The sequence below is a fragment of the Pseudonocardia cypriaca genome (assembly GCF_006717045.1).
Taxonomy (GTDB): domain Bacteria; phylum Actinomycetota; class Actinomycetes; order Mycobacteriales; family Pseudonocardiaceae; genus Pseudonocardia; species Pseudonocardia cypriaca.
Genome location: NZ_VFPH01000001.1, coordinates 2,915,898 through 2,941,737, shown reverse-complemented (window position 1 = coordinate 2,941,737; position 25,840 = coordinate 2,915,898). Strand labels below are relative to the sequence as shown.

Here is a 25,840-nt window from a genome sequence, read left to right as displayed (position 1 = left end):
AACGATGCGCCCGTTATACGGTCGCGCCCTCGTCGTGCACCCGGTGCTCGCCCTCGGCGAACTCCTCCACGATCTTCGCGCAGAACGCGGGCAGGTCGCCGGGGTTGCGGCTGGAGACCAGCCCGTTGTCCGTGACGACCTCCTCGTCGACGACTGTGCCGCCCGCATTGCGGATGTCGGTGCGCAGGCTCGGGTAGGAGGTCAGGGTGCGGCCACGCACCAGGTCGGCCTCCACGAGCGTCCACGGGCCGTGGCAGATCACCCCCACCGGCTTGCCCGCGCGGAACACGTCCTGCACGAAGCCGCGCACGTCCGGGTCCATCCGCAGGCGGTCGGCGTTCACCGTGCCGCCGGGCATGATCAGGGCGTCGTAGTCGGCCGCGGACACCTCCTTCGCCACCTTGTCGACGGTGAACTTCTCGGCGGGCTCGATGTCGCCGTTCATCGCCTGGATCTCGCCGTCGGACAGCGAGACGATCTCGGTGCGGGCGCCCTCACGGGTCACGGCGTCGCGGGGTTCGGTGAGCTCCACCTGCTCCACGCCGTCGGTCGCGAGGATGGCGATCCGCTTGCCGTCCAGCTTGCCGGTCATGAGTTGTCCTTCCGCTCTCTCGTCCTGGGGTCCGCGTGTCGCGTACCCGGCATCGGGGCGGCTACGCCCCGGCGGGCCGACACGCGTGTTGACCTTGACACCGGTGTCAGGCCCTACCGTCCCCACACGACGGAGAGGAGCCGGACATGGCGGGCGCGGTCGTGCTGGGAGCGGGGGCCGGGATCGGACGGGCGGTGGCGGAGCGGTTCGCCGGCGGGGGGATGCCGGTCACGGTCGTGGCCCGGACGCGGGCCACCCTCGACGCCGTCGCGGGCGCGATCGCGAGTGACACCCGTGACCTGCTCGCCCTGACGGCCGACGTCGCCGACGAGGACGGCCTGCGGGCCGCGCTGGACGCGGCCACGGCTCGCTTCGGCGTCCCGGACGTCGTGGTCTACAACGCCGCCCTCGTGCGGCCGGACGCGCCGGGAGAGCTGGCCGCGGCCGGCCAGCTGGAGGCGTGGTCGGTCAACGTCCTCGGCGCACTCACGGCCGCGGCGCACGTGCTCCCGGCGATGGCGACGCGGGGCAGCGGCACGTTCCTGATCACCGGCGGGATGCCGGAGCCGAAGGCGGGGTACGTGTCGCTGTCGCTGGGCAAGGCCGGGGTCCGCGCGCTCGCCGCCATGCTCCACGAGCGGTACGGCCCGTCCGGGGTGCACGTCGCGACGGTCACGGTCGCCGGTCCGGTCGCGCCCGGCGGCCCCTGGGACCCCGACGAGGTCGCAGAGCACTACTGGCGGCTCCACCACCAGCCGCGGGAGGTCTGGACCCACGACGTGGTGCACTGACACCTCTCAGGAGGTGATGAGCCGCACCACCGCCCGCTCCACGGCGGCTCGGGTGGCGTCCTCGGTCAGGTCCGGCATGGCCGAGCCGTTCTCCAGCCGCTGCAGGGCCCGCAGCACGGTGCGCCCCTCCTCGAACCGCTCGATCACGCGCGGATCGACGTAGGAGCTGCGCGCGACCGTCGGGGTGTTCCCGAGATGCGTCGACACCTCCTTGATCGCCTGGTTCACCACCCGCTTGCGGGCGCGTTCCTTGTCGGGCACCCCGCCACGCGCCACCCCCGCGGCGAGCGTGACGGCGGCGAGCACGGTGGCGTTCCAGGTGCGCAGGTCCTTGCAGCTGTACTGCTCCCCGATGATCTCCTTGACCGCGGCGTTGAGGTCCTCGGCCCGCACGTCGTGCCACCCGCGGCCGTTGCGGTAGACGAGCAGGTCCTCCCCTCCCCCGCGGCGGCGCAACAGCGAGTTGACGACCTTGTGCAGCAGCGGGTCGCGCAGCGCCAGCGTGCGGGGGATGCCGCCCTTGGCCGGGTAGGAGAACAGCACCGCGCCGCGCTTGAGCTGCACGTGCTCGCGACGCAGCGTGGCCAGCCCGAACGTGCCGTCCTCGTCGTCGTCACCGGGTGCGTACTCCTCACCCCCCGGCCGGAAGACGCCCACGTCGAGCATCCGCACGCCCGCGGCGAGCACCCGCTCGCGGCCGAGCCCCTTCTCCTGCAGCCGCTGCACCAGCTCCAGGCGCACCTCGGGGAGGGCGGCGCCGAGGGTCAGCACGCGCTCGTACTTCTCCTTGTCCCGCAGGCGGCGCCACTCCTCGTGGTAGCGGTACTGGCGGCGGCCCGCCGCGTCGGTCCCCACGGCCTGGATGTGGCCGTCCGGGTCGGGGCAGATCCACACGTCCTGCCACGCGGGCGGGATCGCGAGGGACTTGATGCGCGCGATCTCGGCCGGATCGGTGATCGGCTCGCCCGCGCAGTCGTAGAAGCTCCATCCCCGGCCTCTGCGTCGCCGGACGAAGCCGGGCTCGGCCGGATCGGCCCGGACCAGCCCCTCGAGAACCTCGCTCACGCCCTCCAGCTACCCCGGCGCGGGCCCGATCAACCCGGCCCGTTCACCGCCTGTCCAGGAGCGATGCTCGGACGCGCCACCACCGTCGGAGACGCCGAACGGAGCGCGCCGGAACGCCGGACTCGCCCAGCCAGAACGCCGGACTCGCGGGTGAGTCCTGCGTCCGAGCGGGCGAGTCCGGCGTCCGAGCTCGCGTGGCGGCTACGGCACGACCGCTACGTCACCACCGGGGTGTCGGCGTGCTCGCGGCAGGTGCGCGCCTCCGGGCGGGCCTCGAGGCGCTCGTCGTCGATCTCGCGGTCGCACACGGCGCACCGCCCGTACTCGCCCCCGTCGAGCCGCTCCATCGCGTCCAGGACGCGGCGGCGCTGCTCGACGAGGGTGTCGACGCTCATCTTCGCTTCCATGGTCGTGTTCACCTCGGAGCCGTAGTCACCGGGGTGCTGACCGAGGGCGCCCTCCTGGCCGAGGGTGTCCGCCGAGGCCTCGGCGCGGTTCTCCTCCGCTGCGCGCAGCCGGTCCTCCAGCGCGCTCAGCTCGTCGGTCAGCAGATGTCGGGCGCGGTCGGGGTCCACGAGCGTCCTCCTTCGTGCTCTGCGTCCCGATCACGTACCCGATCCGCGAGCGCGTACGCCCCCGGCCGCTCAGCTGCCCGGGTGGCGGGCCTTCGGGCCACGACCGTACGGCTGCTCCACCGGCTCGGGCGGGTCGAACGCCGGGATCGCCCGCACCTGCGGCTCCTCGGCGAGCGCCAGCGCTTCACCGTGGTGGCGCAACCGCATCGGCGGCCCGGACACCAGGCTGTACTCCGCCTCGTCCGGCCGGATCTCCACCCGCAGCTGCCTGCCCTGCCACCTGAGCCCGAACGAGATCCGCGACAGCGCAGGGGGCAGGCGCGGCGAGAACGTGATCCCGCCGTTGTCCATGCGCATCCCGCCGAAACCGACGACGACCGTCGTCCAGGTGCCCGCCATCGAGGCGATGTGCACGCCGTGGTCGGAGTTGCCCGCCAGGTCGTCCAGGTCCACCAGCGCGGCCTCGGCCAGGTAGTCGTAGGCCAGGTCCAGGTGCCCCGTCCACGCCGCCACCACCGCCTGCGTGCACGCCGACAACGACGAGTCCCGCACCGTCAGCGCCTCGTAGTAGGCGAAGTTGCGCCGCATCTGCTCCGGGGGGAACGCGTCCGGCCGCAGCTGCATCGCCAGGACCAGGTCCGCCTGCTTGATGACCTGCTTGCGGTACAGGTCGAAGTACGGCACGTGCAGCAGCAGGGGGTACTTCTCCGGGGGCGTGTTCTCGAAGTCCCACACCTGGTGGTGGGTGAACCCCTCCGCCTGCGGGTGCACCCCCAGCACCTCGTCGAACGGGATCCGCATCGACTTCGCGGCGTCCCGCCAGGACGCCATCTCCTCCGCGTTCACCCCGAGCTTCGCGGCCGCCCGCGCGTGCCGTGCCGCCGTGTCCGCGGCCACCCGCAGGTTCTGCTGCGCCATCAGGTTGGTGTAGACGTTGTTGTCGACGATCGCGGTGTACTCGTCCGGCCCGGTCACCCCGTCGATCCGGAACTCCCCCGCCGAGTCGTGGTGGCCCAGCGAGCGCCACAGCCGCGCCGTGGCCACCAGCAGCTCCAGGCCCACCTCCCGCTCGAACACCGTGTCACCGGTGGCCGCCACGTGCCGCCGGACGGCGTCGGCGATGTCGGCGTTGATGTGGAACGCCGCCGTGCCCGCAGGCCAGTACCCCGAGCACTCCTGCCCGCGGATCGTGCGCCACGGGAACGCCGCACCTCGCAGACCCAGCTGCTCGGCCCGCTCGTAGGCGAGCGGCAGGATCGACTGCCGCCAGCGCAGCGCGTCGGCCGCGGCGTCGGGCGCGAGGTGGGACAGGACGGGGAGGCAGAAGGTCTCGGTGTCCCAGAAGGTGTGCCCGTCGTAGCCCTCGCCGGTGAGGCCCTTGGCCCCGATCGCGCGGCGCTCCGCCCGGGCTCCGGCCTGCAGCACGTGGAAGACCGCGAGGCGGACCGCCTGCTGCAGCTCGGCGTCACCGTCGATCTCGACGTTCGCGGTCTGCCAGAAGTCGTCGAGGTAGGCCCGCTGCTCACCGCGCAGGCCCTCCCAGCCCGTGTAGCGGGCCGCCGCGAGCGCCGCCCGCACCTGGTCGTGCAGGGCGGGCAGCGACCGGCGCGACGACCAGCCGTAGGCCAGGTACTTGACCAGCCGCAGGGTCTGGCCGGGCTCGAGCCGGGCGATCACCGTGGTGCGGCCGATGTCCTCGGTGGCCTCGGAGGCGACCTTCACCCCCTCCGGCCCGTGCACCTCGTGGTCCATCGCTGCGGCCACCCGCAGCCCGGAGCGGCGGGTGCGGTGCAGCAACGTGGCGCCTGCCTCGTCGCAGCGGTGCTGCTCGGCCACGAGCGGGTCGGTGAGCGCCGCCTCCACCCGCGGGTCGGCCTCGTCCCGGGCGGGCAGCTGCTCGTTGGCCACCAGCTCGGACTGCAGCACGAGAAGGGCGGGCGCGTCGAGCACCTCCACCTCGTACTCGATCGCGGCGATCGCGCGCTGGGTGAGCGACACCATCCGCGTCGAGCGCACCCGCACCATCCGGCCCGCGGGCGATGACCATTCGACCTCGCGGGTGAGCGTGCCCGCCTGCAGGTCGAGCACGCGCTCGTGACGCCGCAGCTGCCCGTACCGCAGGTCGAACGGTTCGTCCTCCACCAGCAACCGGATCAGCTTGCCGTTGGTGACGTTGATGATCGTCTGCCCGGACTCGGGATAGCCGTACCCGCCCTCCGCGTACGGCAGCGGCCGCCGCTCGTAGAACGAGTTCAGGTACGTGCCCGGCATCGCGTGCGGCTCGCCCTCGTCGAGGTTGCCGCGCATCCCGATGTGCCCGTTCGACAGGGCGAACACCGACTCGACCTGGCCCATCCGGTCCAGGTCCAGCCGCGGTTCCCGCACCACCCACGGCTCCACGGCGAACGCGCGACCCGGGTCAGGGCTCATGGTTTGCCCCCCAGCAGGTCGGCGAGGTCGGTGACGACGATGTCGGCGCCGTGCGCGCGCAGCGCCTCGGCCTGCCCGAGCCGGTCCACCCCGACGACGAACCCGAACCCGCCCGCCTTGCCGGACGCGACACCCGCGAGGGCGTCCTCGAACACGACGGCCTCGTCCTTGCCGACCCCGAGGTCGGCGGCCGCGGCGAGGAACGTGTCGGGAGCGGGCTTGCCGGGCAGGCCGCGTTCCTTCGCGGTGACCCCGTCGACGCGGTGGTCGATGAGGTGGGCGAGGCCTGCGACCTCGAGCACCTGCCCGGCGTTCGCCGACGACGACACGACGGCCGTGGCGAGCCCGGCGTCCTTCACCGCGTGCAGGTAGCGCACCGAACCCGGGTACACCTCGACGCCGACGGTGACGATCTTCTCCTGGACCAGTGCGTTCTTGCGGGTGGCGAGCGCGTACACGGTGTCGGCGTCCGGGGCGTCGTCCGGTCCACCTTCCGGGAGCTCGATCCCGCGCGAGCGCAGGAACGAGTCGGTGCCCGCCATCCGCGGCTTGCCGTCGACGTAGGCCGCATAGTCGGTGGCGATGTCGAACGCCCGGAACGGTGTGCCCTCCCGCTCGGCCCGGGCCCGCAGGTACTCGTCGAACATCTGCTTCCACGCGGCCGCGTGGACGCTTGCGGTATCGGTGAGCACGCCGTCGAGGTCGAAGAGGCACGCGCGCGTTCCGTCGGGGAGGCCGAGCATGTGCGCACGGTACCGAGCCCGCGATCATTGGGGGAGGCGGAGTGGCCGACTCGTGCGGGTGTGGCCCTACGAGGACAGGCGGATCGTCCGGGCGGCGGCCGAACCGCTCGTCACCTGCACCTCGCACCCGCCCTCGACGGGCCGGGCGGCGAGGGTGAGCAGGCCCCCCTCCGGCCGGGGCTCGATGTCACGCTGCACCGCGTCGCGCACGGCGGCGAGGATCTGCATCGGCGTCACCGGGATGGGGTGCAGGGTGGGCGCCACGTCGACCGTGACCCGCAACCGGCGGCCGAAACGGGCCTGCTCGAGCTGCAGGTACCCGTGGACGGCCGCGAGCTCGTCGCCCAGCGTGCTCCCGCCCACCTGGTCGGCGGCCCTGGACAGGTCCGCGAACCCGATGAGCAGGTCCCTGGCCCGGCCCGGATCGGTGCGGATCAGCGCGGCGATCGTGTTCAGGGAGTTGTAGACGAAGTGCTGCTCCAGCCGCCGCACCTCGGTGGTGCCCGCCGCCGGTTCCGGCGCGGCGGGCTCCGCGCTGATCTCCTCGGGCTCGGGCTCGGGCTCCGACTCGGGCGCCGGAACGGGCTCGGACGCCGGCTCCACCGGAGCCGCAGCGGCGGGTGCGGGTTCGGGCGGGCGCGCCCACCGGTCCTCGTGGACGTCCGCCGCGTCGAGCAGACCGCGCCAGTACGGGCGGCGCATGCGGTCGCCGCCGATCCAGCCGGAGAACTCGGCGAGCCCGACGAGGTCGGGGCGAGCCCAGCGGGCGTTGCGGGCCGCCAGCGTGGGCACGGCGCCGACGAACGGGGGCGCGTCCTGCTCGCGTTCCGCGAGCGCCGCGGCGAGCCTGCGGCGTTCGCCGAGCGAGACCCCGACGCGGCCGATGTAGTGGAGGGCGCCCGGTGCGTCCTCCACCGGAGCCCCGAGCAGCAGGGTGGCGACCGTCTCGGGCCGGTGCGGGTCGGCGGGCGTCCAGCCGCCCACGAGCACCTGGCGGGTGCGGGTGACCGGCACGCGCAGCCAGAACCGGGAGCGCCCCCCTGGGTGGTAGCGGCCGCGCAGGTGCCGGGCGTGCAGGCCGTCGGCGCCCTTCTGCTCGGCGATCGCGAGCATCGTGTCGATCTCGGTGGCCGGCAGCGGGGACGTGATCCACACCGGCGGGCTGGCGAAGCCCAGCCGGTCGAGCAGCGCGCGCCGGTCGGCGTAGGGCAGGCCGGTGGTGCTGTGCCCGTCGAGCCACAGCAGGTCGGCGATCTGGAAGTCGACCGGGATGCGCCGGATGGTCGCCTCGGACGGGCGGTGGCGGGCGCTGCGGCGCGCGATGAGCCGGGGCCGGACGGCGTGCTCCTCGCCGCGTGCGACGAGGGTGCCGTCGAGCACCATGCCGCCCGGCGGTGACCGGCGCAGCAGCGGCTCGGCCAGCTCGGGGTATGCGGAGCTCATCGAGTTGCCTGCCCCCGAGAGCAGCCGCACCCGCCGCCCGGGCTCGACGTAGGCGATGCAGCGGTGCCCCGTCCACGCCACCTCGACCACCCAGTCGGATCCGGTGGGCGGGTCGCCGGTGACGGTGCCCGGCTGCATGGGCGGGACGAGGGCGGGCACGCCACCTCGGGTCCCCCGCTCCGTCACGACAGCCACCGTAGCTGGCCGGCGTCACGCCGCCATCCTCCGTGGGGGACGATCGGGGCCATCATGACCCTCACCGACCGGCTTCCCCCCGCCCCCGATCCCGACGCCCTCGTCGAGGCGTTCACCGACTGGGCGTACGAGGAGCGCGGGCTCTCGCTCTACCCGGCGCAGGAGGAGGCGCTGCTGGAGCTGGTCACCGGGGGCAACGTCATCCTCTCGACGCCGACCGGGTCGGGGAAGTCCCTCGTAGCGGTCGGCGCGCACGCCGCGGCGCTCGCCCGCGGGGAGCGCACCTTCTACACCGCTCCGATCAAGGCGCTGGTCAGCGAGAAGTTCTTCCAGCTCATCGACACCTTCGGCGCCGAGAAGGTCGGCATGCTCACCGGGGACGCCGCGGTGAACGACAAGGCGCCGATCATCTGCTGCACCGCGGAGATCCTCGCCAACATCGCCTTGCGGTCCGGGCCGGGCGCCGACGTCGGCTCGGTGGTGATGGACGAGTTCCACTTCTACGCCGACCCCGACCGGGGCTGGGCGTGGCAGGTGCCGCTGATCGAGCTGCCGCAGGCGCAGTTCCTGCTGATGAGCGCCACCCTCGGCGACGTGTCGTTCTTCCGCGAGGACCTCACCCGCCGCACCGGCCGGGACACGGCGGTGATCACCTCGGTCGAGCGGCCCGTGCCGCTGCACTTCCGCTACGTCCTCACACCGCTGCACGAGACGATCGCCGAGCTGCTGCAGACGCACGAGGCGCCGGTCTACGTCGTGCACTTCACCCAGGCGGCCGCGATCGAGCGCGCGCAGGCGCTCATGAGCGTGAACGTGACGTCGCGGGAGGACAAGCAGGCGATCGCCGACCTCATCGGGCGGTTCCGGTTCACCGCGGGCTTCGGCAAGACGCTGTCGCGGCTGGTGCGCCACGGCATCGGCGTGCACCACGCCGGCATGCTCCCCCGCTACCGCAGGCTGGTGGAGACCCTGGCGCAGGCCGGGCTGCTGAAGGTCATCTGCGGCACCGACACCCTCGGCGTCGGGATCAACGTGCCGATCCGCACCGTGCTGTTCACGGCGCTGTCGAAGTACGACGGGCAGCGCACGCGCCCGCTCAAGGCACGGGAGTTCCACCAGATCGCCGGCCGCGCCGGGCGCGCGGGCTACGACACCGTCGGCACGGTCGTCGCCGAGGCGCCCGACCACGAGGTGGAGAACGCCCGGCGGCTCGCGAGGGCGGGCGACGACCCCAAGAAGCGGCGCCGCGTGGTGCGCACGCAGCCGCCCGAGGGCTTCGTCGGGTGGTCGCAGACGAGCTTCGAGAAGCTGCAGAACGCCCAGCCCGAGCCGCTCACCAGCCACTTCGCGGTCACCCACGCGATGCTGCTCAACGTGATCTCCCGGCCGGGGGACGCGTTCGCCGCGATGCGGCACCTGCTGGAGGACAACCACGAGCCGCGGGCGCGGCAGCGCCGCCACATCCGGCGCGCCATCGCCATCTACCGGGCGCTGCGCACCGCGGGCGTCGTGGAGGAGCTGCCGGAGCCCGACGCCGAGGGCCGGCGGGTCCGGCTGGTCGGTGACCTCCAGCTCGACTTCGCGCTCAACCAGCCGCTGTCCCCGTTCGCGCTCGCCGCGATCGACCTGCTGGACCGGGAGTCGCCGCAGTACGCCATGGACGTCCTGTCCGTGCTCGAGGCCACCCTGGACAACCCGCGCCCCGTGCTGATCGCGCAGGAGAAGAAAGCCCGCGGGGAGGCCGTCGCCGCGATGAAGGCCGACGGCATCGAGTACGAGGAGCGGATGGCGCTGCTCGAGGACGTCACCTACCCGCGCCCCCTCGACGAGCTGCTCCACGCCGCCCTCGAGACCTACCGGAGCGGGCACCCGTGGGTCGAGGACGCCCACCTGTCACCGAAGTCCGTGGCGCGGGACATGTTCGAGAAGTCGATGACGTTCGTCGAGTACATCGGGCACTACGGCCTCGCCCGGTCCGAGGGCCTCGTGCTGCGCTACCTCGCCGACGCCTACCGCGCGCTGCGCCAGACCGTGCCGGACGAGGCGAAGACCGAGGAGCTCGCCGACGTCGAGGCGTGGCTGGGCGAGCTGGTGCGGCAGGTCGACTCCAGCCTGCTCGACGAGTGGGAGGCGCTCGCCTCGGGCGCCGGGGCAGGCGAGGAACCCGCGCCTCCGTCGCTCGACGCCACCCCGACCGCGGTCACCGCGAACCCGCGGGCCTTCCGCGTGCTCGTGCGCAACGCGATGTTCCGCCGCGTCGAGCTCGCCGCCCTGCGCCGCTTCGACGAGCTGGGCGAGCTCGACGCCGACGCCGGCTGGGACGCCGACGCGTGGCGGGAGGCCCTCGCCCCCTACTTCGCTGAGCACGGTCACGACGGCATCGGCACGGGCCCGGACGCGCGGGGCCCGCAGCTGTTCACCGTCACCGAGGAGCCCGAGCGCTGGCTCGTCCGGCAGGTCCTCGAGGACCCGGAAGGCCACCGCGACTGGGGCATCACCGCGGAGGTCGACCTGTCCGCGTCCGACGAGCAGGGCAGCCCGGTCGTCTGGGTGACGGGCGTCGAACCCCTCGGGGGCTGACCGGCCACTCCCCCACGTCAGCAAGGCCACCTCCCGGACCCGTGACGTCGGGAAGGTGGCCTTGCTGACGTCCGGCGCGCCGTGTCCATGATCGGTTGACGATTCGAGGGCGTCAATGAAACATTGACAGCTATGAAGTACGAGGATGCGGTGCGCTGGCTCGACCGGGTCGACCCGATGATCGCGCGGCCCGACCCGTCGGTCACCGGGCGGCTCGACCGGCTCAAGGAGGTGTCCAAGGACGGCGGGCTCACCCGGGACGCCGCGGCCGCCTGGTACGCGCTCGTCGGCGAGATGCGCCGGCTCGCCGACTACTACGAGCGCGACCTCATCCGCAAGCTGCGCGCCGACGGGCTCACGTGGGCCCAGGTCGCCGACGCCGTGCAGGCGCAGCTGTCGAGCCGGCAGGCCGCCCAGGCCAAGTGGAAGCGGCTGCTCGACCCCGGCCGCCGCACCACGACCGGCGACATGCGCCGCGGTGGGCGCCCCCGCCAGTCGCCCTGAACGAGCGCCGCGAGCGGCGAGGAGCGGTAGGCTCCGACCAAGATCGCCCCTGGACCCGGGCGGTCAGGGGCACGAGCGGGGGCGCGGGCATGGGTGACGACGCGCATTCGCTCGGAACCGCGTGGGCGGGCTCGGTGCAGGCGGCGGGGTTCGTGCCGCTCCCCCGCCGCGAGCTGCGCGCCGCACTCGTCGACCGCGCCGGCACGCTGCTCGACGCCGCGTCCGGCACCGCCGGTCCGGAGGCGGCCGACGCCGTGGGGCGCTGGCTGGTGGACACCCACTTCACCCACCCGTCCGCCCTCGGGCAGACGCTCACCGTCCTCGGCCCGTCCCTCGCGCGGGTCGATCCCGACCGTGGTGCCACCGTCCTCGCCGCGCTGGCAGCGGGCTACGCCGCCGCGCTCCAGGAGCGCACGCGCGCGGAGCAGGAGCGGCTCACCACGGCCGCGTTCGCCGCGCGGGCCGCCGCCGAGCAGGCGCGCTGGGCGAGCGAGGCCCGCTTCGGCGCGCTGTTCGCCGACGCGGCGATCGGCATCGCGATCGTGACGGCCGATGGCGAGATCGTCGAGGTGAACCGGGCGCTCTGCGAGATGTTCGGCCGCCCGGCCGACGAGGTGCTCCACCGCAGGGTGGAGGACTACATCCCCGCCGACGACCACGAGCACCGGCAGAAGCTGGGTGCGATGCAGGCCGGGGAGCTGGAGCACGTCCGGCTGGAACGGCCCTACTCGCACGCCGACGGCACCACGATCTGGGCCGACATCGTCCTCTCGCTGGTCAGGGCGCCCGACGGCGCGCCCCGCTTCATCGTCGTCATGATTGCCGACGTCACGGAGCGGCACCGCCTCGAGACGTCGCTGCGCCACCAGGCCCAGCACGACCCCCTCACCGGTCTCCCCAACCGCACCATGTTCTTCGAGCGGCTGGAGTCGGCGCTCGCCGCCGGCCGGCACGTCGGCGTCTGCTACCTGGACGTCGACGACCTCAAGGCCGTCAACGACACGCTCGGCCACGACGTCGGCGACCACGTGCTGCAGACCGTGGCGCACCGGCTCGCCGACGAGATCGGGGGCGCCGGGCGCCTGGTCGCTCGGATGGCGGGCGACGAGTTCGTCGTGCTCGTCGAGCAGCCGGCCGACCGCCCCGACCCCGGCGAACCGCTCCGCGTGGCACGCCACGCCCTCGACGTGGTGCGGCGCCCGGTCGTGTCCGGCCCGCACCGGATCCTCGTGTCCGCCAGCGTCGGGGTCGTCGAGCGCGAGGACAGCTCGTCCGGCGCGGGTGAGCTCGAGAACGCGGCGGACCTCATGAAGGCGGCCGACACCACGCTGCAGTGGGCGAAGAAGGACGGCCGCAACCGGGTGGCGCGGTTCGACGCCGAGCGGCACCGCGCCGCCGTCGCCCGGTACGAGCTGTCCGCCCGGATGCCCGACGCCCTCGGGGCGGGCGAGTTCGTGGTCGACTACCAGCCGCTGGTGCGCCTCTCCGACCAGCGGGTGGTCGGGGTGGAGGCGCTCGTGCGCTGGGAGCAGCCCGGCGGCGACCGCATCGGGCCGGACGTGTTCATCCCGGTCGCCGAGGAGACCGGTCTGATCGTGCCGCTCGGGAGGTGGGTGCTCTCCGAGGCGTGCCGGCAGGCGGTCCGCTGGCAGGCGGAGGACCCGGACTCCGAGCTGTTCGTCAGCGTCAACCTCGCGGCCCGCCAGGTGCGCGAGCCGGGGGTCGTCGACGACGTGGCGCGCATCCTCGCCGAGTCCGGCTGGCCCGCGCACGCGCTGCAGCTGGAGCTCACCGAGAGCGATCTCATGGGCACCACGGGCGAGCCGCTCGAGGCGCTGCGCGCCCTGGCGGAGATGGGGGTGCGGATCGCCATCGACGACTTCGGCACCGGCTACTCGAACCTCGCCTACCTGCGGACCCTGCCGGTGCACGCGCTGAAGCTCGCGGGGCCTTTCGTCACGCGGCCGTTCGCCCGGGATCCCGACAAGGGAGGCGATTCCGACTACGACGAGGTCGACCTCGAGGTGCTCGCCCTGCTCGTCGAGCTCGCCCACACGCTCGGCCTGTCGGTCACCGCCGAGTTCGTGGAGACTTCGGTGCAGCTGGAGCGGCTGCGCAAGCTCGGCTGCGACACCGGGCAGGGCTGGTACTTCGCCCCGCCGGTGCCCGCATCGGCCGTTCCGGACCTGCTCCGCGGTCCGGTCGGGCCTGCCTGACGACCGGCGCCGGCTCCTCCGGCGGCACGGGGTCTTCTGGCGTCACAGCCTCTTGAGGCCGGTGAGCACGCGCTGCATGAGGTCCAGGTCGGGGCCGTCGGCGCGGTGGACGGCCACGGCGCCCGCGGCCGCGAGGTCGCCGACGAGCACGCGCGCCACCCCGAGGGGCACGCCCACGCGTGCCGCGAGCTCGGCGACCGACCGCGGCTCCTGGCAGAGGCCCAGCGCCATGTGGTGCTCGCCGGTGAGCCCGGTCGGCTTCGCCTGCGGGACCGCCGACACGAGCGTCTCGATCGAGAGCTCGAACGTCGAGCGGGTGCGGCCGCGGGTGTACACGTACGGCCGCACGATCGCCGGACCGGCGGCGACGGGTTCCTCCGCGTCCGGCGGCGGTGGAGGTGGTTCCTCGGGTGGGGGCGCGGGAGCCTCGGGGATCTCGGGAGCGGCGGGCTCGGCGGGCGCCGGTGGCGGGGTGGGTTCCTTGCGGGCGCCACCGAAGCGGGCGCCGGTCAGCCCGATCGCCGATCCGTCGGGAACCACGGCCTCGGGAGCTTGTTCTACGGGTACCTCGGCCGGCGCGCCGTGCTGCCGTGCCCCGGAACGGGGAAGCGGGCTCTGTTGCACCACCGGGATCACGGCGGTGTCCGCCTCCGGTGCCGGCTCGGCCGTCGGCGGTTGGTCGGCCTCCGCCGACTTGCGGCGGGCGGTGCGCTTCCGTCGTGACGCTCCCCCGAACCGCGCTCCTGTTGTGCCGATCGCAGGCCCGGAATCGTCCCCCGTGTCCACTTCGTGGCCACCCCCATCGCTCCGAAGTGGGTCCACCATGTCGACAGGCCGTTACGATCGCGTTACTGATTCGTTCCACCGCCATGACAAGTCGTGATCATGCGATTACGCAGAGCGAGATGATCCCGCACCCGCTGCTGCCGCCGGAGGTGGAAGGATCAAGGCATGACGCAGCCCATCCGGATCGGTGTGCAGCTGCAACCGCAGCACGCCGACTACGCACAGATCCGAGCCGCCGTCGCCGAGGCCGAAGAAGCCGGCGTCGACGTGGTGTTCAACTGGGACCACTTCTTCCCGCTCTACGGCGATCCGGACGGCAAGCACTTCGAGTGCTGGACGATGCTCGGCGCGTGGGCCGAGGCCACCAGCCGGGTCGAGATCGGTGCCCTCGTCAGCTGCAACAGCTACCGCAACCCCGAGCTGCTCGCCGACATGGCCCGCACCGTCGACCACATCTCCGGCGGCCGCCTGATCCTGGGGATCGGCGCCGGGTGGTTCCAGCGGGACTACGACGAGTACGGCTACGACTTCGCCACGGCCGGGGCCCGGCTGGCCGACCTCGCGCAGGCGCTCCCCCGCATCCGGGACCGCTGGTCCAAGCTCAACCCGGCACCCACGCGGGACATCCCGGTGCTCATCGGCGGCGGCGGGGAGCGCAAGACCCTGCGCTACACCGCCGAGCACGCCACCATCTGGCACAGCTTCGGCGACCTCGACACGTTCACCCGCAAGAGCGGGATCCTTGACCGCCACTGCGCCGACGTCGGCCGCGACCCGGCCGAGATCGAGCGCTCCATCGGCGTGTCGGCACCGCCGCAGGAGGTCGCGGACGGGTTGATCGCCGCAGGCGCGAGCCTCTTCACGATCGGCGTCGGAGGCCCCGACTACGACCTCGGTCTGGTCAAGGAGTGGGTGGCCTGGCGCGACGCCGGGCGCTGACCGCGTGGTGGTGGCCGGCCGCACCGGCCACCACCAGTGGGCAGAAGCCGGATCAGGCCGGCACCGACGCGCGCTGCTCCGCGTCCCGCCTGGCCACCTCCGCCCGTACGAGCGGGATGACCTCGCGGCCGAACTCCTTCGCGTCCTCCAGCAGGTCGTAGCCGCGAGCCGACAGGATCCGCACGCCGAGGTCGTAGTAGTCCAGCAGCGCGGCCGCGACCGTCTCCGGCGTGCCGACGAGAGCCGTGGAGTTACCGGCGCCACCGGTCGCCTTCGCCGTGACCGTCCACAGTGCCCGGTCGTGCCGCTCGCCCTGCTCGGCCACCGCGAGCAGGCGCTGCGAGCCCGCGTTCTCCGGGTCGGTGAGCTTGTGGCGGCGGGTGAGCTGCGCCGTGCCGCCCTTCGTGCGGTCCTGGATGCGGGCCACGGTGGCGTAGGCCTTCTCCCAGGCCTCCTCCTCGGTGCGGCCGAGGATCGGGCGGAACGCCACCTGGAACGCCGGGGCCGGGCGGCCGGCGGCCGCCGCGAGCTCGGTGATCGTGCGGACCTGCTCCGCCGTGCCTGCCAGCGGTTCGCCCCACAGCGCGTAGATGTCGGCCTCCTCGGCCCCGACCTGGTACGCGGCGGGCGACGAGCCGCCGAACGAGATCCGCGGGCGGGGCTTCTGCACCGGCTCGACGTCGAGCACGAAGTCGGTGAACCGGTAGTGCTCGCCGTGGAAGTCGAACGGCTCGCGTGACGTCCAGGCCTTCTTGAAGATCTGGATCGCCTCGCGGGTGCGGTCGTAGCGGCGGTCCTTGGGCAGCGTGTCGCCCTCGCGCTGCTGCTCGTGGTCGTTGCCGCCGGTGATGACGTGCACGGTGGTGCGACCGCCGCTGATGACGTCCAGCGTGGCGATCGTCTTCGCCGCGAACGTGGGGTAGGAGACGTTCGGGCGGTGCGCCACGAGCACCTGCAGGCGCTCGGTTCGGCAGGCGATCAGTGCGGCGGCCTGGGCGGGGTCGGGGCTGCCGCTGCCGTACGCGGTGAGGACCCGGTCCCAGCCGGACTCCTCGTGGGCGCGGGCGAGCGCCACGGTGTACTCGGGGTCGAAGGCGGGGCCGGACCGGGAGTTGGTCTCGGTGCCGTCGTTGGTGGCTCCCATGCCGAGGAACTCCACGGGCATGTCCTGCTCCTTGGGGTAGTGGTGCGATGGCGGGCGTCAGGAGCCCGGACACACCGCCGACCACACCCGACCGAGGTCGACGTGCCGTCGGGTCACCAGCGGAACGCGGATGGCCACACCCCCACTCCAGCACCCGCCACCGCGGCCGTCAACGGGTCGCCTCCCCTGGCTGCCGCTGGGAACGCGACCTACAGTCGGTGGGGTCGGCGCGACGCGGCGCAGCCCCCATTCCCCCTCGAGGAGCAGCCTGTGAGCTCTGCGATCGCGATCGTCGGCGCGGGCCCGCGCGGCGTCGGGATCCTCGAGCGGCTGGGCGCCAGCGCGCCCGGGCTGGGGCCGGACGGCCTGGACGTGCACCTGGTCGACCCCTACCCACCCGGTCCGGGCCGGATCTGGCGCCACGAGCAGTCGCCGCTGCTCGCGATGAACTCGATGGCCGCCGACGTCACGATGTTCACCGACGACACGGTGGTCTGCGAAGGGCCGATCGTGCCCGGGCCGTCGTTCTGGGAGTGGGCGCAGGCGCTGCGCACCAGCGGCGACCCCGACTCGCTCGGCCCCGAGCTCGCCGCCGAGCTGCGCGGCGTCACCGCCCAGACGTTCCCGACCCGCAGGCTGCAGAGCGCCTACCTCTCATGGGTGCTGCGCGAGGTCATCGCCGGGCTGCCACCGGGGATGCGGGCGCACCTGCACCGCACGCGCGCCGTCGACCTCATCGAAGAGGGTGACCTGCAGGTCGTCCGGCTGGAGAACGGCGACACGCTGCGCGTCGACGCCGTGGTGCTGGCGTCCGGGCACCTCGACGCCACGCCGACCGACGAGGAGCGCGCGCTCGCGGCCCGCGCCGCCGACGCCGGGCTCACCTACCTGCCTCCCGAGCAGACCACCGACTCCGACCTGTCCGTGGTCCCCGCGGGTGAGACCGTGCTCGTCCGCGGCCTCGGCCTCGCGTTCGTCGACCTCGTCGTGCTCCTGTTCGAGGGGCGCGGCGGGCGGTTCGAGCCCGACGGGGACGAGCTGCGCTACGTGCCGTCGGGGGCGGAGCCGCGGCTCGTGGCCGGCTCGCCCAGGGGGATGCCCTACCACTGCAAACCCCACTACGGCCTGCGCGCCGGACGCCCGCCGCTCCCCCGGTTCTTCGGCCCGGCCGCCGTCGACCCGCTGATCACCTCGGGCGGGCCGGTCGAGATGCACGCGCAGGCGTGGCCGCTGATGGCGAAGGAGATCGCCTGGGGCTGGTACCACGAGCTGTTCGTCGGCCACCCGGGGCGCGTCCGGCTGCCGTGGCCCGAGTTCGCGGCGCGGTTCGCCCGCCTCGACTGGGGTTCACCGGCGATGGCCGAGCTCATCGCCGCCGCCGTGCCGGACCCCGTGGACCGCATCGACCTCACCGCGCTCGACCACCCCCTCCACGGCGTCCGCGCCCCGGACATCGCCACGCTGCAGCCCCTGGTGCGCGAGCGCATCGCCGAGGATCTGCGCCAGCACGTGGATCCTGCGCACACGCCGCACCTCGGCGCTTTCGTCGCGATGCTGTCGGTGTACGGGGAGGTCACCCGGCTGTCCGGGTCGGGGGTGCTGTCGGCCCGCTCCCGGGCGGAGGGCCTGCCCCGGTGGCAGAGCTTCTTCAACGCGGTCGCGAGCGGCCCGCCCGGCTTCCGGGTGCGCGAGCTCCTCGCGCTGGCCCGCGCGGGCTACGTCACGTTCCTCGGCGAGGGCATGTGGGTGGACGTCGACGGCACGGGCGGCACCTTCCGGGCCGGGAGCGCCAGCGTGCCGGACGCCCCGCCGGTCGCCGCCCGCGTGCTGGTCGACGCGCGCCTGCCGGACCCGAGCGTCGTCCGCACCGGGGATCCGCTGATCGCCGCCCTGCTCGCCAGGGGCGCCGTGAGCGAGGAGGTGCTGCGCGACGCGGACGGCGCGCTGCTGCGGGCCACCGGCCTCATCCGCGTCCGGGCGTCCGACGGCGCCCTGGTCGACGCCGCCGGGATGACACATCCACGGCGGTTCGCCGTGGGCCCGCACACCACCGTGAAAGTGGCGGGTGCGTTCACGCGGCCGGGGATGAACGCGCAGAGCCTGCGCTACAACGACGCCGTCGCACGGGCGGTGCTGCGCAGCCTCCCGGGTGCGCGGGCCGCCGCGGCATAGTGTGATCAGTCCCGTCCGCTGACGACGAGTCCGGAGGGCCCATGGCGCACCCGATCCCGCTGCGGCCGGAGATGGCGTTGATCAGTTCTGCCGTCACCCGCTCGATCAGCCCGGAGAACCCCACCGGCGCGCCCGGCGCCGGGGGCGGCGCCACCGAGGGCACCGGCGCCGACGCGGCACGCGACCTGGGCCGCGGCTGGAAGGTCTCCCCCTCGATCGAGGTCCCGGCCGGCACCACCGCCTGCCTCGCCGACATCGACGGGCCCGGCACGGTGCAGCACATCTGGATCACCACGCACCCGTCGAACTGGCGCAGCCTGCTGCTGCGGATGCACTGGGACGGCGACGCGGAACCGGCGGTCGAGGTACCGCTCGGCGACTTCTTCGGCCAGGGCTGGGGCGAGTTCGCCCAGCTGTCGTCGCAGGTCGTCGCGGTGAACCCGCACGGAGGGCTCAACTGCTACTGGCAGATGCCGTTCCGGTCGGGTGCGCGGATCACGCTCGAGAACCTCGGCGCCGACCCGGCGATCGTCTACTTCCAGATCACCTACGCGCTGGCTCCGGTGCCCGAGCAGGCGGGCTACCTGCACGCCCAGTGGCGCCGCGACAACCCCCTGCCCGAGGGATGCACGCACACCCTCGTCGACGACGTCACCGGGAGCGGGCACTACGTCGGCACGTACCTGGCGTGGGGGGTCAACTCGAACGGCTGGTGGGGCGAGGGCGAGGTCAAGTTCTACCTCGACGACGACCGGGAGCTGCCGACGATCTGCGGCACCGGCACCGAGGACTACTTCGGCGGCGCGTGGAACTTCGACGTCCCCGGCCACGGCTACACCGCATTCACCACGCCCTACCTCGGGCTGCACCAGATCGTGCGCCCGGACGGGGGCTACCGCAGCCAGCAGCGGTTCGGCATGTACCGCTGGCACCTGCCCGACCCGATCCGGTTCTCCCGCGCCCTCCGCGTCGACGTCCAGGCCCTCGGCTGGCGCTCCGGCCACCGGTACCTGCAGCTGCAGGACGACATCGCCTCGGTCGCGTGGTTCTACCTCGACCGGACCTCCACCTCCCGCCCGCCCACACCCGACGCCGACCACCTCGAGGTCACCTGACCTGCCACACTTCCTCGGGTGGCGGCGACGAGGAGCGCGGGAGTGGTGCTGCACCGACCGGGACCGGACGGCACCGAGGTGCTGCTCGGGCACATGGGCGGGCCGTTCTGGGCCCGCAAGGACGACGGGGCCTGGTCGATCCCCAAGGGTGAGCACGGCCCCGACGAGGACCCGCGGGCCGCTGCGGCCCGCGAGTTCGCCGAGGAGCTCGGCTCGCCCATGCCGGACGGGCCGCTCGTCGAGCTCGGAGAGGTACGGCTGTCGGGGGGCAAGCGGATCACGGCGTTCGCCCTCGCCGCCGACTTCGACGCCGACCGGATCGTCCCGGGCACGTTCACCCTGGAGTGGCCGCCGCGGTCGGGCACGCTGCAGGAGTTCCCCGAGATCGACCGGGCCGCGTGGTTCGACCTCGACACGGCACGCCGGAAGATCACGAAGGGGCAGCTCTCCCTGCTCGACCGGTTGCCGGCCGTTGTCGCCGGGTAGCGGGATCTCATGAGGTCCCTCGTCTCCGGACTGCTGCGCGGCGCCGCAGCTGGCGCAGCCGGCACCACCGCGCACTCCGCCGCCGGCTACCTGGACCGGGCGCACCGGCCGGCCCGGTTCTCCGCCTCGGGCCTGCTCGCGGACACCGCCACCGGCGTGGGTGTCGGCGCGCTCGCCGGCGTGCTGCGGGCGACCGGGGTGCGCCCGCCCGCCGCCGTGAGCGGACCGCTGCTCGGGCTGGCCGCCGCCGCTGCGCGCGGCGGTCCGTCGGCCGTGCTGCGGATCGTCGATCCGCGCCGCAGCGCGCACTGGGTCGCCGAGGCCGTCCCACCCGTGGTGTACGGGTTCACGACGCACGCCACCCTCGTCTCGGTGGCCCGCGTGGCCGAGGGCAGGGAGCCGGTACCGCAGGCGAGCCCCGCAGCGCTGCTGCGCGCGGCCGCGCTGGGTGCGGCGAGCGGGTCGCGCAGTGTCACCGGACTGGCCGCCGTGGCGCTGACGTCCCGGCCCGGCGACACCGGCCCGGTCGCCTCCCGGCTCGGCGGCCGCACCGGGAGCGCGGTCTCGAGCCTCGCCGCAGCCGGGGAGCTCGTGGCCGACAAGCTGCCGGGCGTACCGAGCCGCCTCGCGCCACTCGGGCTGATCCCCCGAGCCGCGTTCGGCGCCACGTCGGCCGCCGCGGTCGCCCGCCGCGACGGGCACGACCCGACGCTGCCCGGCCTCGTCGGCGCCGCCGCCGCGATCGGCACGGCCGTGCTGGGCGTGCAGCTGCGGGCGGCCGCGCAGCGGCGGTTCGGATCGGACCGGCCCGGGGCGCTGGCCGAGGACGTCATCGCGGCCGCGCTCGGCTGGCTCGGCGCGCGCCGCCCGGAATGATCCCGCGACGCGGAGGTTGATGAGAGCATGGCCGGTATCACCCGAGGTTTCACCGGACGGCGGCGCGAGCGCGACCAGCGACTGCCTCCCGGGCAGTACGACGCGCGTGACGAGTGGCCGGTGCTGCACGCCGAGGCCACCCCGAACATCCCCACCGACCGCTGGACGTTCACGATCGAGGGGCTGGTCGAGAACGTCGTCACCTGGAACTGGGACGAGATCCACGCGCTCCCCCGGTCCCGCTACGAGGGTGACATCCACTGCGTCACCACCTGGTCGAAGCTCGGCATGACGTTCGACGGCGTCTCGGTCGACACGCTGCTCGGCGCCGCGAAGCCGCTGCCGACGGCCACCCACGTGATGGCGGTGTCGCACACCGGCTACACCACGAACCTCCCGCTCGCCGACATCACCGACGGCAAGGCCTGGGTCGTGTGGGACGCCGACGGCAAGCCGCTCAGCACGATCCACGGTGGCCCGGCGCGCCTGCTGGTGCCACACCTGTACTTCTGGAAGAGCGCGAAGTGGGTGTCCGGCCTGCGCCTCATGGACCACGACGAGCAGGGCTTCTGGGAGCGCAACGGCTACCACGACCGCGGCGACCCCTGGGCCGAGCAGCGCTACCAGGGCGACTGATGACGCTGACCCCGGGCGGCACCACCCACCGCCGCACCCTGCGCTGGCAGACCGCGAAGGTCCTCTCCGTGCGGGACGAGACGCCGCGCGCCCGCACGTTCCGGCTCGCGCTCCCCGAGCCGCGCCCGCACCTGCCCGGGCAGTACTACGTCGTGCGGCTCACCGCCCCGGACGGCTACACGGCCTCCCGCGACTACTCCCTCGCGTCGGCTCCGGACGAGACGGGGGAGATCGAGCTGACCGTCGAACGGCTCGACGACGGAGAGGTCTCGGAGTTCCTGCACGACGTCGTGGTGCCCGGCGACGAGCTGGAGGTGCGCGGTCCGATCGGCTACTTCGGCTGGGACGCGAGCGGGCCCGCGCTGCTCGTCGGCGGCGGATCGGGCGTGGTGCCGCTGATGGCGATGCTGCGCCACGCCCGCCGGCTTGGCCGCCCCGACCTCGTGCGGCTGGTCGTCTCCGCCCGCTCGCCGGAGGACCTGTACTACGCCGACGAGCTGCCCGGCCCCGAGACCACCCTGATCTACACGCGCCGGGCGCCCGCCGACGCCGGCCGCGCCGTCGGCCGCCTCGCCGTCGCCGACGTCGCGCCGCTGGTGCGCGGGGGCGAGAGGGCCTACGTGTGCGGCTCCCCCGCCTTCGCAGACGCCGCCACCAACGTGCTGGTCGAGGCCGGTGTCCCGGCCGAGAGCATCCGCGTGGAGCGCTTCGGCCCATCGGGCTGAGACCCGGCGCCCACGCTGCGCGCCAGCTCGAGTCCCGGGTGGCGCGAGCGGTATCGAGCAAGGCGACTTTCCGGTGGTCACCCTGCGGGTCGAGGGTCGGAACCACCGGATAGTTGCGCGGCACCCGGCAACGACGGACTCGAGAACCGCCGTGCCCCCGCGTCGGGAACGGCCGCCCGAGCAACCACGGAATTCGGTGGTTCCGCCAACCCGACCCACTCGCCCACGCAAGAGCTCGATGCGAACGATGGGGACTACCCGGAAGGCCGGGACGGGTGCGCGACGGCCAGGGGCGCGGGGTGTCGAGAACGGCGCGCCAAGCCGAGGCTTTCATGATCAATCGACCCCTCGGGGCCTGATCGCGAGATCAAGCGACTGTGGCGCGCTGAGGCGCCCATGATCGTCCCGAGATGCGGCTCACCGTCCTCACCAGGGCGACCCACCTTTCTCTCGGACCGATCACGGGTCGTTGATCGCGGCGAGATGACGGTTCGCGCCCTGGCTAGGGCGGTCGTCGCCATCTGGGATCGATCATGCGCGCCCGCCCCGACCACCGCGCCTGTGAGCGCCGCTCGCGGGACTGAGTCCGGCGCCTGACCGCATGATCGCCGCGAGTGGTGGGAGAGCGACAGATCTGTCGCCGCCACTCCACTCCGGCCGATCTCGCCCGGCGATCCGTGGCCGGAGGGCCCGCCGTCGCGGTCCCCGCGGCCGACGCGCGGGGTGCTCGTTCACCTCCGCCGGTAGCTCGCCGTCCGGCTGATCGTTAGGTTGTCAGGACCAACGGCACCCCGGACAGGAGGCTGCGATGCCCGACCGCCCGCAGGTCCTGGTGGACCGAGCCAGCCCGGTGCCGCTGTACTTCCAGGTGGCGCGCCAGCTGGAGCAGGCCATCGAGTCGGGCGTGCTGCCGCCCGGCTCCCGCCTGGACAACGAGATCGCGCTCGCCGAGGAGCTGGGGCTGTCGCGCCCCACGATGCGGCAGGCGATCCAGTACCTGGTGGACAAGGGGCTGCTGGTGCGCAAGCGCGGCGTCGGCACCCACGTCGCACGGGCGCGGGTGCGCCGCCCGGTCGGTCTCACCAGCCTGTTCGACGACCTCGCGAGCTCGGGTCAGCGGCCGACGACCACCGTGCTCTCACACACCGTGGAACCCGCGTCGGGTGCGGTGGCGGCCGCGTTGGAGGTGCCGGAGGGCACGTCGGTCGTCACGCTGGAGCGGCTGCGCCGCACGGGCGGCGAACCCCTCGCGATCATGCGCAACCACCTGCGCGCCGACCTCGTGCCCCTGCAGCCGGAGCTCCTCGAACAGCGCGGGCTCTACGAGGTGCTGCGCGAGGCCGGGGTGGCACTCGCCTCCGCCACCCAGAGCATCGGCGCCCGCCGGGCCACCGCCGCCGAGGCCGCACTCCTCGACGAGACGCGCGGGGCCCCGCTGCTGACGATGCGGCGGACCACGTTCGACGACCGCGGGCTCGTCGTCGAGTTCGGCGACCACCTCTACCGGGCGTCGCGCTACTCGTTCGAGGTGGCGCTCACCGGCCGGTGACCTCGCACGGGCCCCGGAGCGGGACCGTCCCGCCGCGTCGGGCACGCTGCGTGCCCCCATCACCCGATCCAGTTCCCCAGGGGACCTCTTCGGGTGGAATTGGCCCGCCGCTCGCGACGGGCGCCGACCCGGGCAGTCAAGCTGTGGCCATGCGACGCAAGCGTCTGGCAGCAACAGCCCTGGTCAGCCTCGTGATCGGCGCGGTGCTGGCGCTTCTCGCGCCGTCGGCCCCCGCCGCGTCCGCCTCCGAGTCCGGCAGCTCGCCCGGAAACCGGGGCTGGGTCGCCGGGAGCGACGGCGACGACTGACCTCAACCTGCTCCGAACCCGACCCGGGGCCACCTGCCCCGTGCAGACCGCCGCCGCTCCCACCCCCTCCGGTGCGGCGGCGGTCCGCGTTCCGGGAGGGATCGTCAGCGCACGTCCGCTGCAGCGAGGACCTCGCTCAGCCGCCGCACGGTCTCCCGGGCCCGCTGCAGGTCGGCCACGCCGAGTCCGCTGCGGGCCAGCAGGTCCGCCCGCCGTGGCTCGCTCTCGCCCCAGAGCCGCTCCAACGTCCCCAGTCCGGCCGCAGTGGCGCGGAACTTGGGCGAACGTGGCCGCCGCGCGTTCGCCACGCCCGCCAGCTGCCCGTCGGCAACCAGCTCGTCGACGACGCGCTGAACCCCCTGGCGGACCTGGCCCAACCGGCGGGCGATCTCCGGTACGGACAGCGCCTCCTGCGAGACGACGCTGAGGACGTGCCAGCGCGCGACCGTCGTGCCCGCCTCGGCGGCGTCGCGTTCGCTGATCCGCCTGCTGCGACCGGCCAGCTCGTAGACGTCGGCCATGAGGAGGCGGTACTCGCCGACGAGCTCGGAGGTCATCGAGGGCACCGGCCCCTCACCGCTGCCGCCGGGCGCGGAACCGCTGGCGGACCCGCATACCGGCACCACCGGGCTCGCCCTCCTCCGCCTGCCAGCGAAAGCTCTCGGCGCCGAGCTCGCTGAACGTCCACCGGACGGGCACGGGGCCGGACCCGCGATCGAGCTCGCCGTCGAGCCGCAGGCCGTCCGCGGTCGGGCGCCCGACGAACGGGATCACCCAGCCCCGGCCCGGCCCGTGCCACGTCGACCGGAAGGCGCCGAGGTCGGGGTCGTAGAACCGGACGGTCATCCCCCACTCGCCGTCGACGCCCTCGGCCGCCCGGGTGCTGCGCGACGGGCTGATCCACACGTCGACGACCGCGCGCCCGTCGAGTGCCCACCCGAAGTGCCACTCACCGTCCCGGGTGTGGACGGTCCCGTCCGGCCCGATGTCGTCGACCTCGAGCGACCAGCTGCCGATCAACGGCGCGAAGAGCGCGAGGTGGTCGGCGAGGTCGTCGCGGGGCCCAGGGGCGAACAGCACGTCCTGCATCTCCGCATCCTGTCGTCTTTGACAGCATGCTGTCAAAGACGGTCAGGTGATCCATCTGCCATCCGCCGGTAGACCTCCGCGGCGGCGCGGGAGAAGCCGTCCGGCACGCCGACCGCGGCGAGGGCGGCGGCCGCTTCGTCCATCTCCCCCGCCCAGCGCCACGCCTTCGCCCCTGCGCGGGTGTGCAGCGCGTCCAGGTGCGCCGTGAGATCGACGCCGTCGCGGGCCAGCTGCTCGGCGAGGGGATCGCGCACGCCGTAGGCGTCGGCGGCCTCGGCGAGCGCCGCCCACAGCGTGGGAAGGGCCTTGGTCTGCAGGGCGTAGCAGGCCTTGATCGCGCTCGCCTGGCCGAGGCCGGGCCCGAGCACCCGGGCGGTGAACGGGGAGCCGGCGAACAGGTCGGCCACCGCGGGTGCCGCCTCCCCCGACAGCCACAGCACCGTGCGGCCGCGCTCCCAGGCCGGTGCGCCGATCACGGCCCCGTCGACCACGTGCCGCTCGCCCAGCAGCGCGCCGATGCCGTGCACCGTGGCGGGTGCGACGGCGTTCGCGTCGACGTAGAGGGGAGGGTCGGGACGGCCTGCGCACGCGGCGGCCACCTCCTCGGCGACGGCGCGCGCGGCGTGCGGCGGGCAGATCGAGATGATCAGGTGCGCGCGGCGGGCCAGCTCGGCCACGTCGGGCACGGCGACGAGGTCGGCGAGCTCCGCCCGCTTCGCGGTGGCGTGGCTGCGCCCGGCCGCTGCCCAGATCACCGCGCCCGCGCGCGCCTTCAGCGCCGAACCGAGCGCGGCGCCCATCGCACCGGGGTGCAGGATCCCGACCACCGGCCGGTTCGGGAGAGGTGAGTCCACGCCCGCATCATCGTCCCCGCCCGGCCG

General features: G+C 73.8%; 24 protein-coding genes. 13 read left to right on the top strand and 11 right to left on the bottom strand.

The window, feature by feature from the left end:
• Positions 1-13: 13 nt before the first annotated feature.
• Positions 14-592 (bottom strand): type 1 glutamine amidotransferase domain-containing protein, encoded by a 579-nt coding sequence (locus tag FB388_RS13975; RefSeq protein ID WP_142101029.1) that lies wholly within the window; start codon positions 590-592, stop codon positions 14-16.
• A 146-nt stretch (positions 593-738) separates the two neighbouring features.
• Here FB388_RS13975 and FB388_RS13970 point away from each other — a divergent pair, with 146 nt between their 5' ends.
• The gene (locus FB388_RS13970; protein ID WP_142101026.1) at positions 739-1,383 is read left to right on the top strand and encodes an SDR family NAD(P)-dependent oxidoreductase; all 645 of its coding nucleotides are present in this window, start codon (positions 739-741) and stop codon (positions 1,381-1,383) included.
• A gap of 6 nt (positions 1,384-1,389) precedes the next feature.
• Here the strand turns inward: FB388_RS13970 and FB388_RS13965 are convergent, their stop codons facing one another.
• The 5 genes from FB388_RS13965 to FB388_RS13945 all read right to left on the bottom strand — a co-directional run bounded on the left by FB388_RS13965 (position 1,390) and on the right by FB388_RS13945 (position 7,825).
• Entirely contained in the window at positions 1,390-2,448 is a 1,059-nt protein-coding gene (locus FB388_RS13965) for a DNA topoisomerase IB (protein WP_142101023.1), read from the bottom strand.
• A 215-nt stretch (positions 2,449-2,663) separates the two neighbouring features.
• Positions 2,664-3,023, bottom strand: a complete 360-nt coding sequence (locus FB388_RS13960; RefSeq protein WP_142101021.1) for a TraR/DksA family transcriptional regulator — start codon at positions 3,021-3,023, stop codon at positions 2,664-2,666.
• A 69-nt stretch (positions 3,024-3,092) separates the two neighbouring features.
• Positions 3,093-5,453, bottom strand: a complete 2,361-nt coding sequence (locus FB388_RS13955) for a glycoside hydrolase family 65 protein (protein WP_142101018.1) — start codon at positions 5,451-5,453, stop codon at positions 3,093-3,095.
• Positions 5,450-6,196: an HAD family hydrolase gene (locus FB388_RS13950; protein WP_142101016.1), complete on the bottom strand. Its 747-nt coding sequence runs from the start codon at positions 6,194-6,196 to the stop codon at positions 5,450-5,452. The genes FB388_RS13955 and FB388_RS13950 overlap by 4 nt, the downstream gene beginning before the upstream one ends.
• A 66-nt stretch (positions 6,197-6,262) precedes the next feature.
• Positions 6,263-7,825, bottom strand: a complete 1,563-nt coding sequence (locus tag FB388_RS13945) for an ATP-dependent DNA ligase (protein ID WP_142101013.1) — start codon at positions 7,823-7,825, stop codon at positions 6,263-6,265.
• Positions 7,826-7,888: 63 nt separating this feature from the next.
• Between FB388_RS13945 and FB388_RS13940 the strand changes: the two genes are divergently transcribed.
• The 3 genes from FB388_RS13940 to FB388_RS13930 all read left to right on the top strand — a co-directional run bounded on the left by FB388_RS13940 (position 7,889) and on the right by FB388_RS13930 (position 13,134).
• Positions 7,889-10,414, top strand: a complete 2,526-nt coding sequence (locus tag FB388_RS13940; RefSeq protein ID WP_142101011.1) for a DEAD/DEAH box helicase — start codon at positions 7,889-7,891, stop codon at positions 10,412-10,414.
• A gap of 132 nt (positions 10,415-10,546) precedes the next feature.
• Positions 10,547-10,918 carry a hypothetical protein gene (locus FB388_RS13935; RefSeq protein WP_142101009.1) on the top strand — a complete coding sequence of 124 codons (372 nt, stop codon included), beginning with the start codon at positions 10,547-10,549 and terminating at the stop codon, positions 10,916-10,918.
• Positions 10,919-11,007: 89 nt separating this feature from the next.
• Positions 11,008-13,134, top strand: coding sequence for a putative bifunctional diguanylate cyclase/phosphodiesterase (locus FB388_RS13930; RefSeq protein WP_142101007.1), 2,127 nt, complete (start codon positions 11,008-11,010; stop codon positions 13,132-13,134).
• Between the two features lie 42 nt (positions 13,135-13,176).
• On the opposite strand, the gene FB388_RS39925 is transcribed toward FB388_RS13930, so the two are convergent.
• Positions 13,177-13,674 (bottom strand): DUF742 domain-containing protein, encoded by a 498-nt coding sequence (locus FB388_RS39925; protein WP_211361905.1) that lies wholly within the window; start codon positions 13,672-13,674, stop codon positions 13,177-13,179.
• A 411-nt stretch (positions 13,675-14,085) separates the two neighbouring features.
• Here FB388_RS39925 and FB388_RS13920 point away from each other — a divergent pair, with 411 nt between their 5' ends.
• Positions 14,086-14,859, top strand: a complete 774-nt coding sequence (locus FB388_RS13920) for an LLM class F420-dependent oxidoreductase (RefSeq protein ID WP_142101002.1) — start codon at positions 14,086-14,088, stop codon at positions 14,857-14,859.
• Between the two features lie 52 nt (positions 14,860-14,911).
• Here FB388_RS13920 and FB388_RS13915 read toward each other — a convergent pair whose 3' ends face one another.
• Entirely contained in the window at positions 14,912-16,024 is a 1,113-nt protein-coding gene (locus FB388_RS13915; RefSeq protein WP_142101000.1) for an LLM class flavin-dependent oxidoreductase, read from the bottom strand.
• A 249-nt stretch (positions 16,025-16,273) separates the two neighbouring features.
• On the opposite strand from FB388_RS13915, the gene FB388_RS13910 reads away from it, so the two are divergent.
• From FB388_RS13910 to FB388_RS39400, 8 genes are all read left to right on the top strand, one after another.
• Positions 16,274-18,175, top strand: a complete 1,902-nt coding sequence (locus tag FB388_RS13910) for an FAD/NAD(P)-binding protein (RefSeq protein WP_246121908.1) — start codon at positions 16,274-16,276, stop codon at positions 18,173-18,175.
• 41 nt (positions 18,176-18,216) lie between these two features.
• Positions 18,217-19,290, top strand: coding sequence for a glycoside hydrolase family 172 protein (locus tag FB388_RS13905; protein WP_246121906.1), 1,074 nt, complete (start codon positions 18,217-18,219; stop codon positions 19,288-19,290).
• 18 nt (positions 19,291-19,308) lie between these two features.
• On the top strand, positions 19,309-19,776 hold the full coding sequence (locus FB388_RS13900; RefSeq protein ID WP_142100997.1) for an NUDIX hydrolase: 468 nt from the start codon (positions 19,309-19,311) through the stop codon (positions 19,774-19,776).
• Positions 19,777-19,785: 9 nt separating this feature from the next.
• Positions 19,786-20,652 carry a DUF4126 family protein gene (locus tag FB388_RS13895; protein ID WP_142100995.1) on the top strand — a complete coding sequence of 289 codons (867 nt, stop codon included), beginning with the start codon at positions 19,786-19,788 and terminating at the stop codon, positions 20,650-20,652.
• A 27-nt stretch (positions 20,653-20,679) separates the two neighbouring features.
• Complete coding sequence (locus FB388_RS13890; protein WP_142100993.1) at positions 20,680-21,288, top strand: sulfite oxidase-like oxidoreductase; 609 nt, start codon at positions 20,680-20,682, stop codon at positions 21,286-21,288.
• Complete coding sequence (locus FB388_RS13885) at positions 21,288-22,013, top strand: ferredoxin reductase (protein WP_142100991.1); 726 nt, start codon at positions 21,288-21,290, stop codon at positions 22,011-22,013. Before FB388_RS13890 ends, FB388_RS13885 begins: the two co-directional genes overlap by 1 nt.
• 808 nt (positions 22,014-22,821) lie before the next feature.
• A complete protein-coding gene (locus FB388_RS13880) occupies positions 22,822-23,562 on the top strand; it encodes a GntR family transcriptional regulator (protein ID WP_142100989.1) in 741 nt (246 codons plus the stop codon).
• Between the two features lie 149 nt (positions 23,563-23,711).
• The gene (locus FB388_RS39400) at positions 23,712-23,870 is read left to right on the top strand and encodes a hypothetical protein (protein WP_170225599.1); all 159 of its coding nucleotides are present in this window, start codon (positions 23,712-23,714) and stop codon (positions 23,868-23,870) included.
• Positions 23,871-23,974: 104 nt separating this feature from the next.
• Here FB388_RS39400 and FB388_RS13875 read toward each other — a convergent pair whose 3' ends face one another.
• From FB388_RS13875 to FB388_RS13865, 3 genes are read right to left on the bottom strand one after another with little or no spacing between them, the layout of a single operon-like run.
• Positions 23,975-24,427, bottom strand: a complete 453-nt coding sequence (locus FB388_RS13875; RefSeq protein ID WP_142100987.1) for a MarR family winged helix-turn-helix transcriptional regulator — start codon at positions 24,425-24,427, stop codon at positions 23,975-23,977.
• Positions 24,428-24,443: 16 nt separating this feature from the next.
• On the bottom strand, positions 24,444-24,959 hold the full coding sequence (locus tag FB388_RS13870; protein WP_142100984.1) for a hypothetical protein: 516 nt from the start codon (positions 24,957-24,959) through the stop codon (positions 24,444-24,446).
• 32 nt (positions 24,960-24,991) lie between these two features.
• Entirely contained in the window at positions 24,992-25,813 is an 822-nt protein-coding gene (locus tag FB388_RS13865) for a DUF1932 domain-containing protein (RefSeq protein WP_246121903.1), read from the bottom strand.
• Positions 25,814-25,840: the final 27 nt, after the last annotated feature.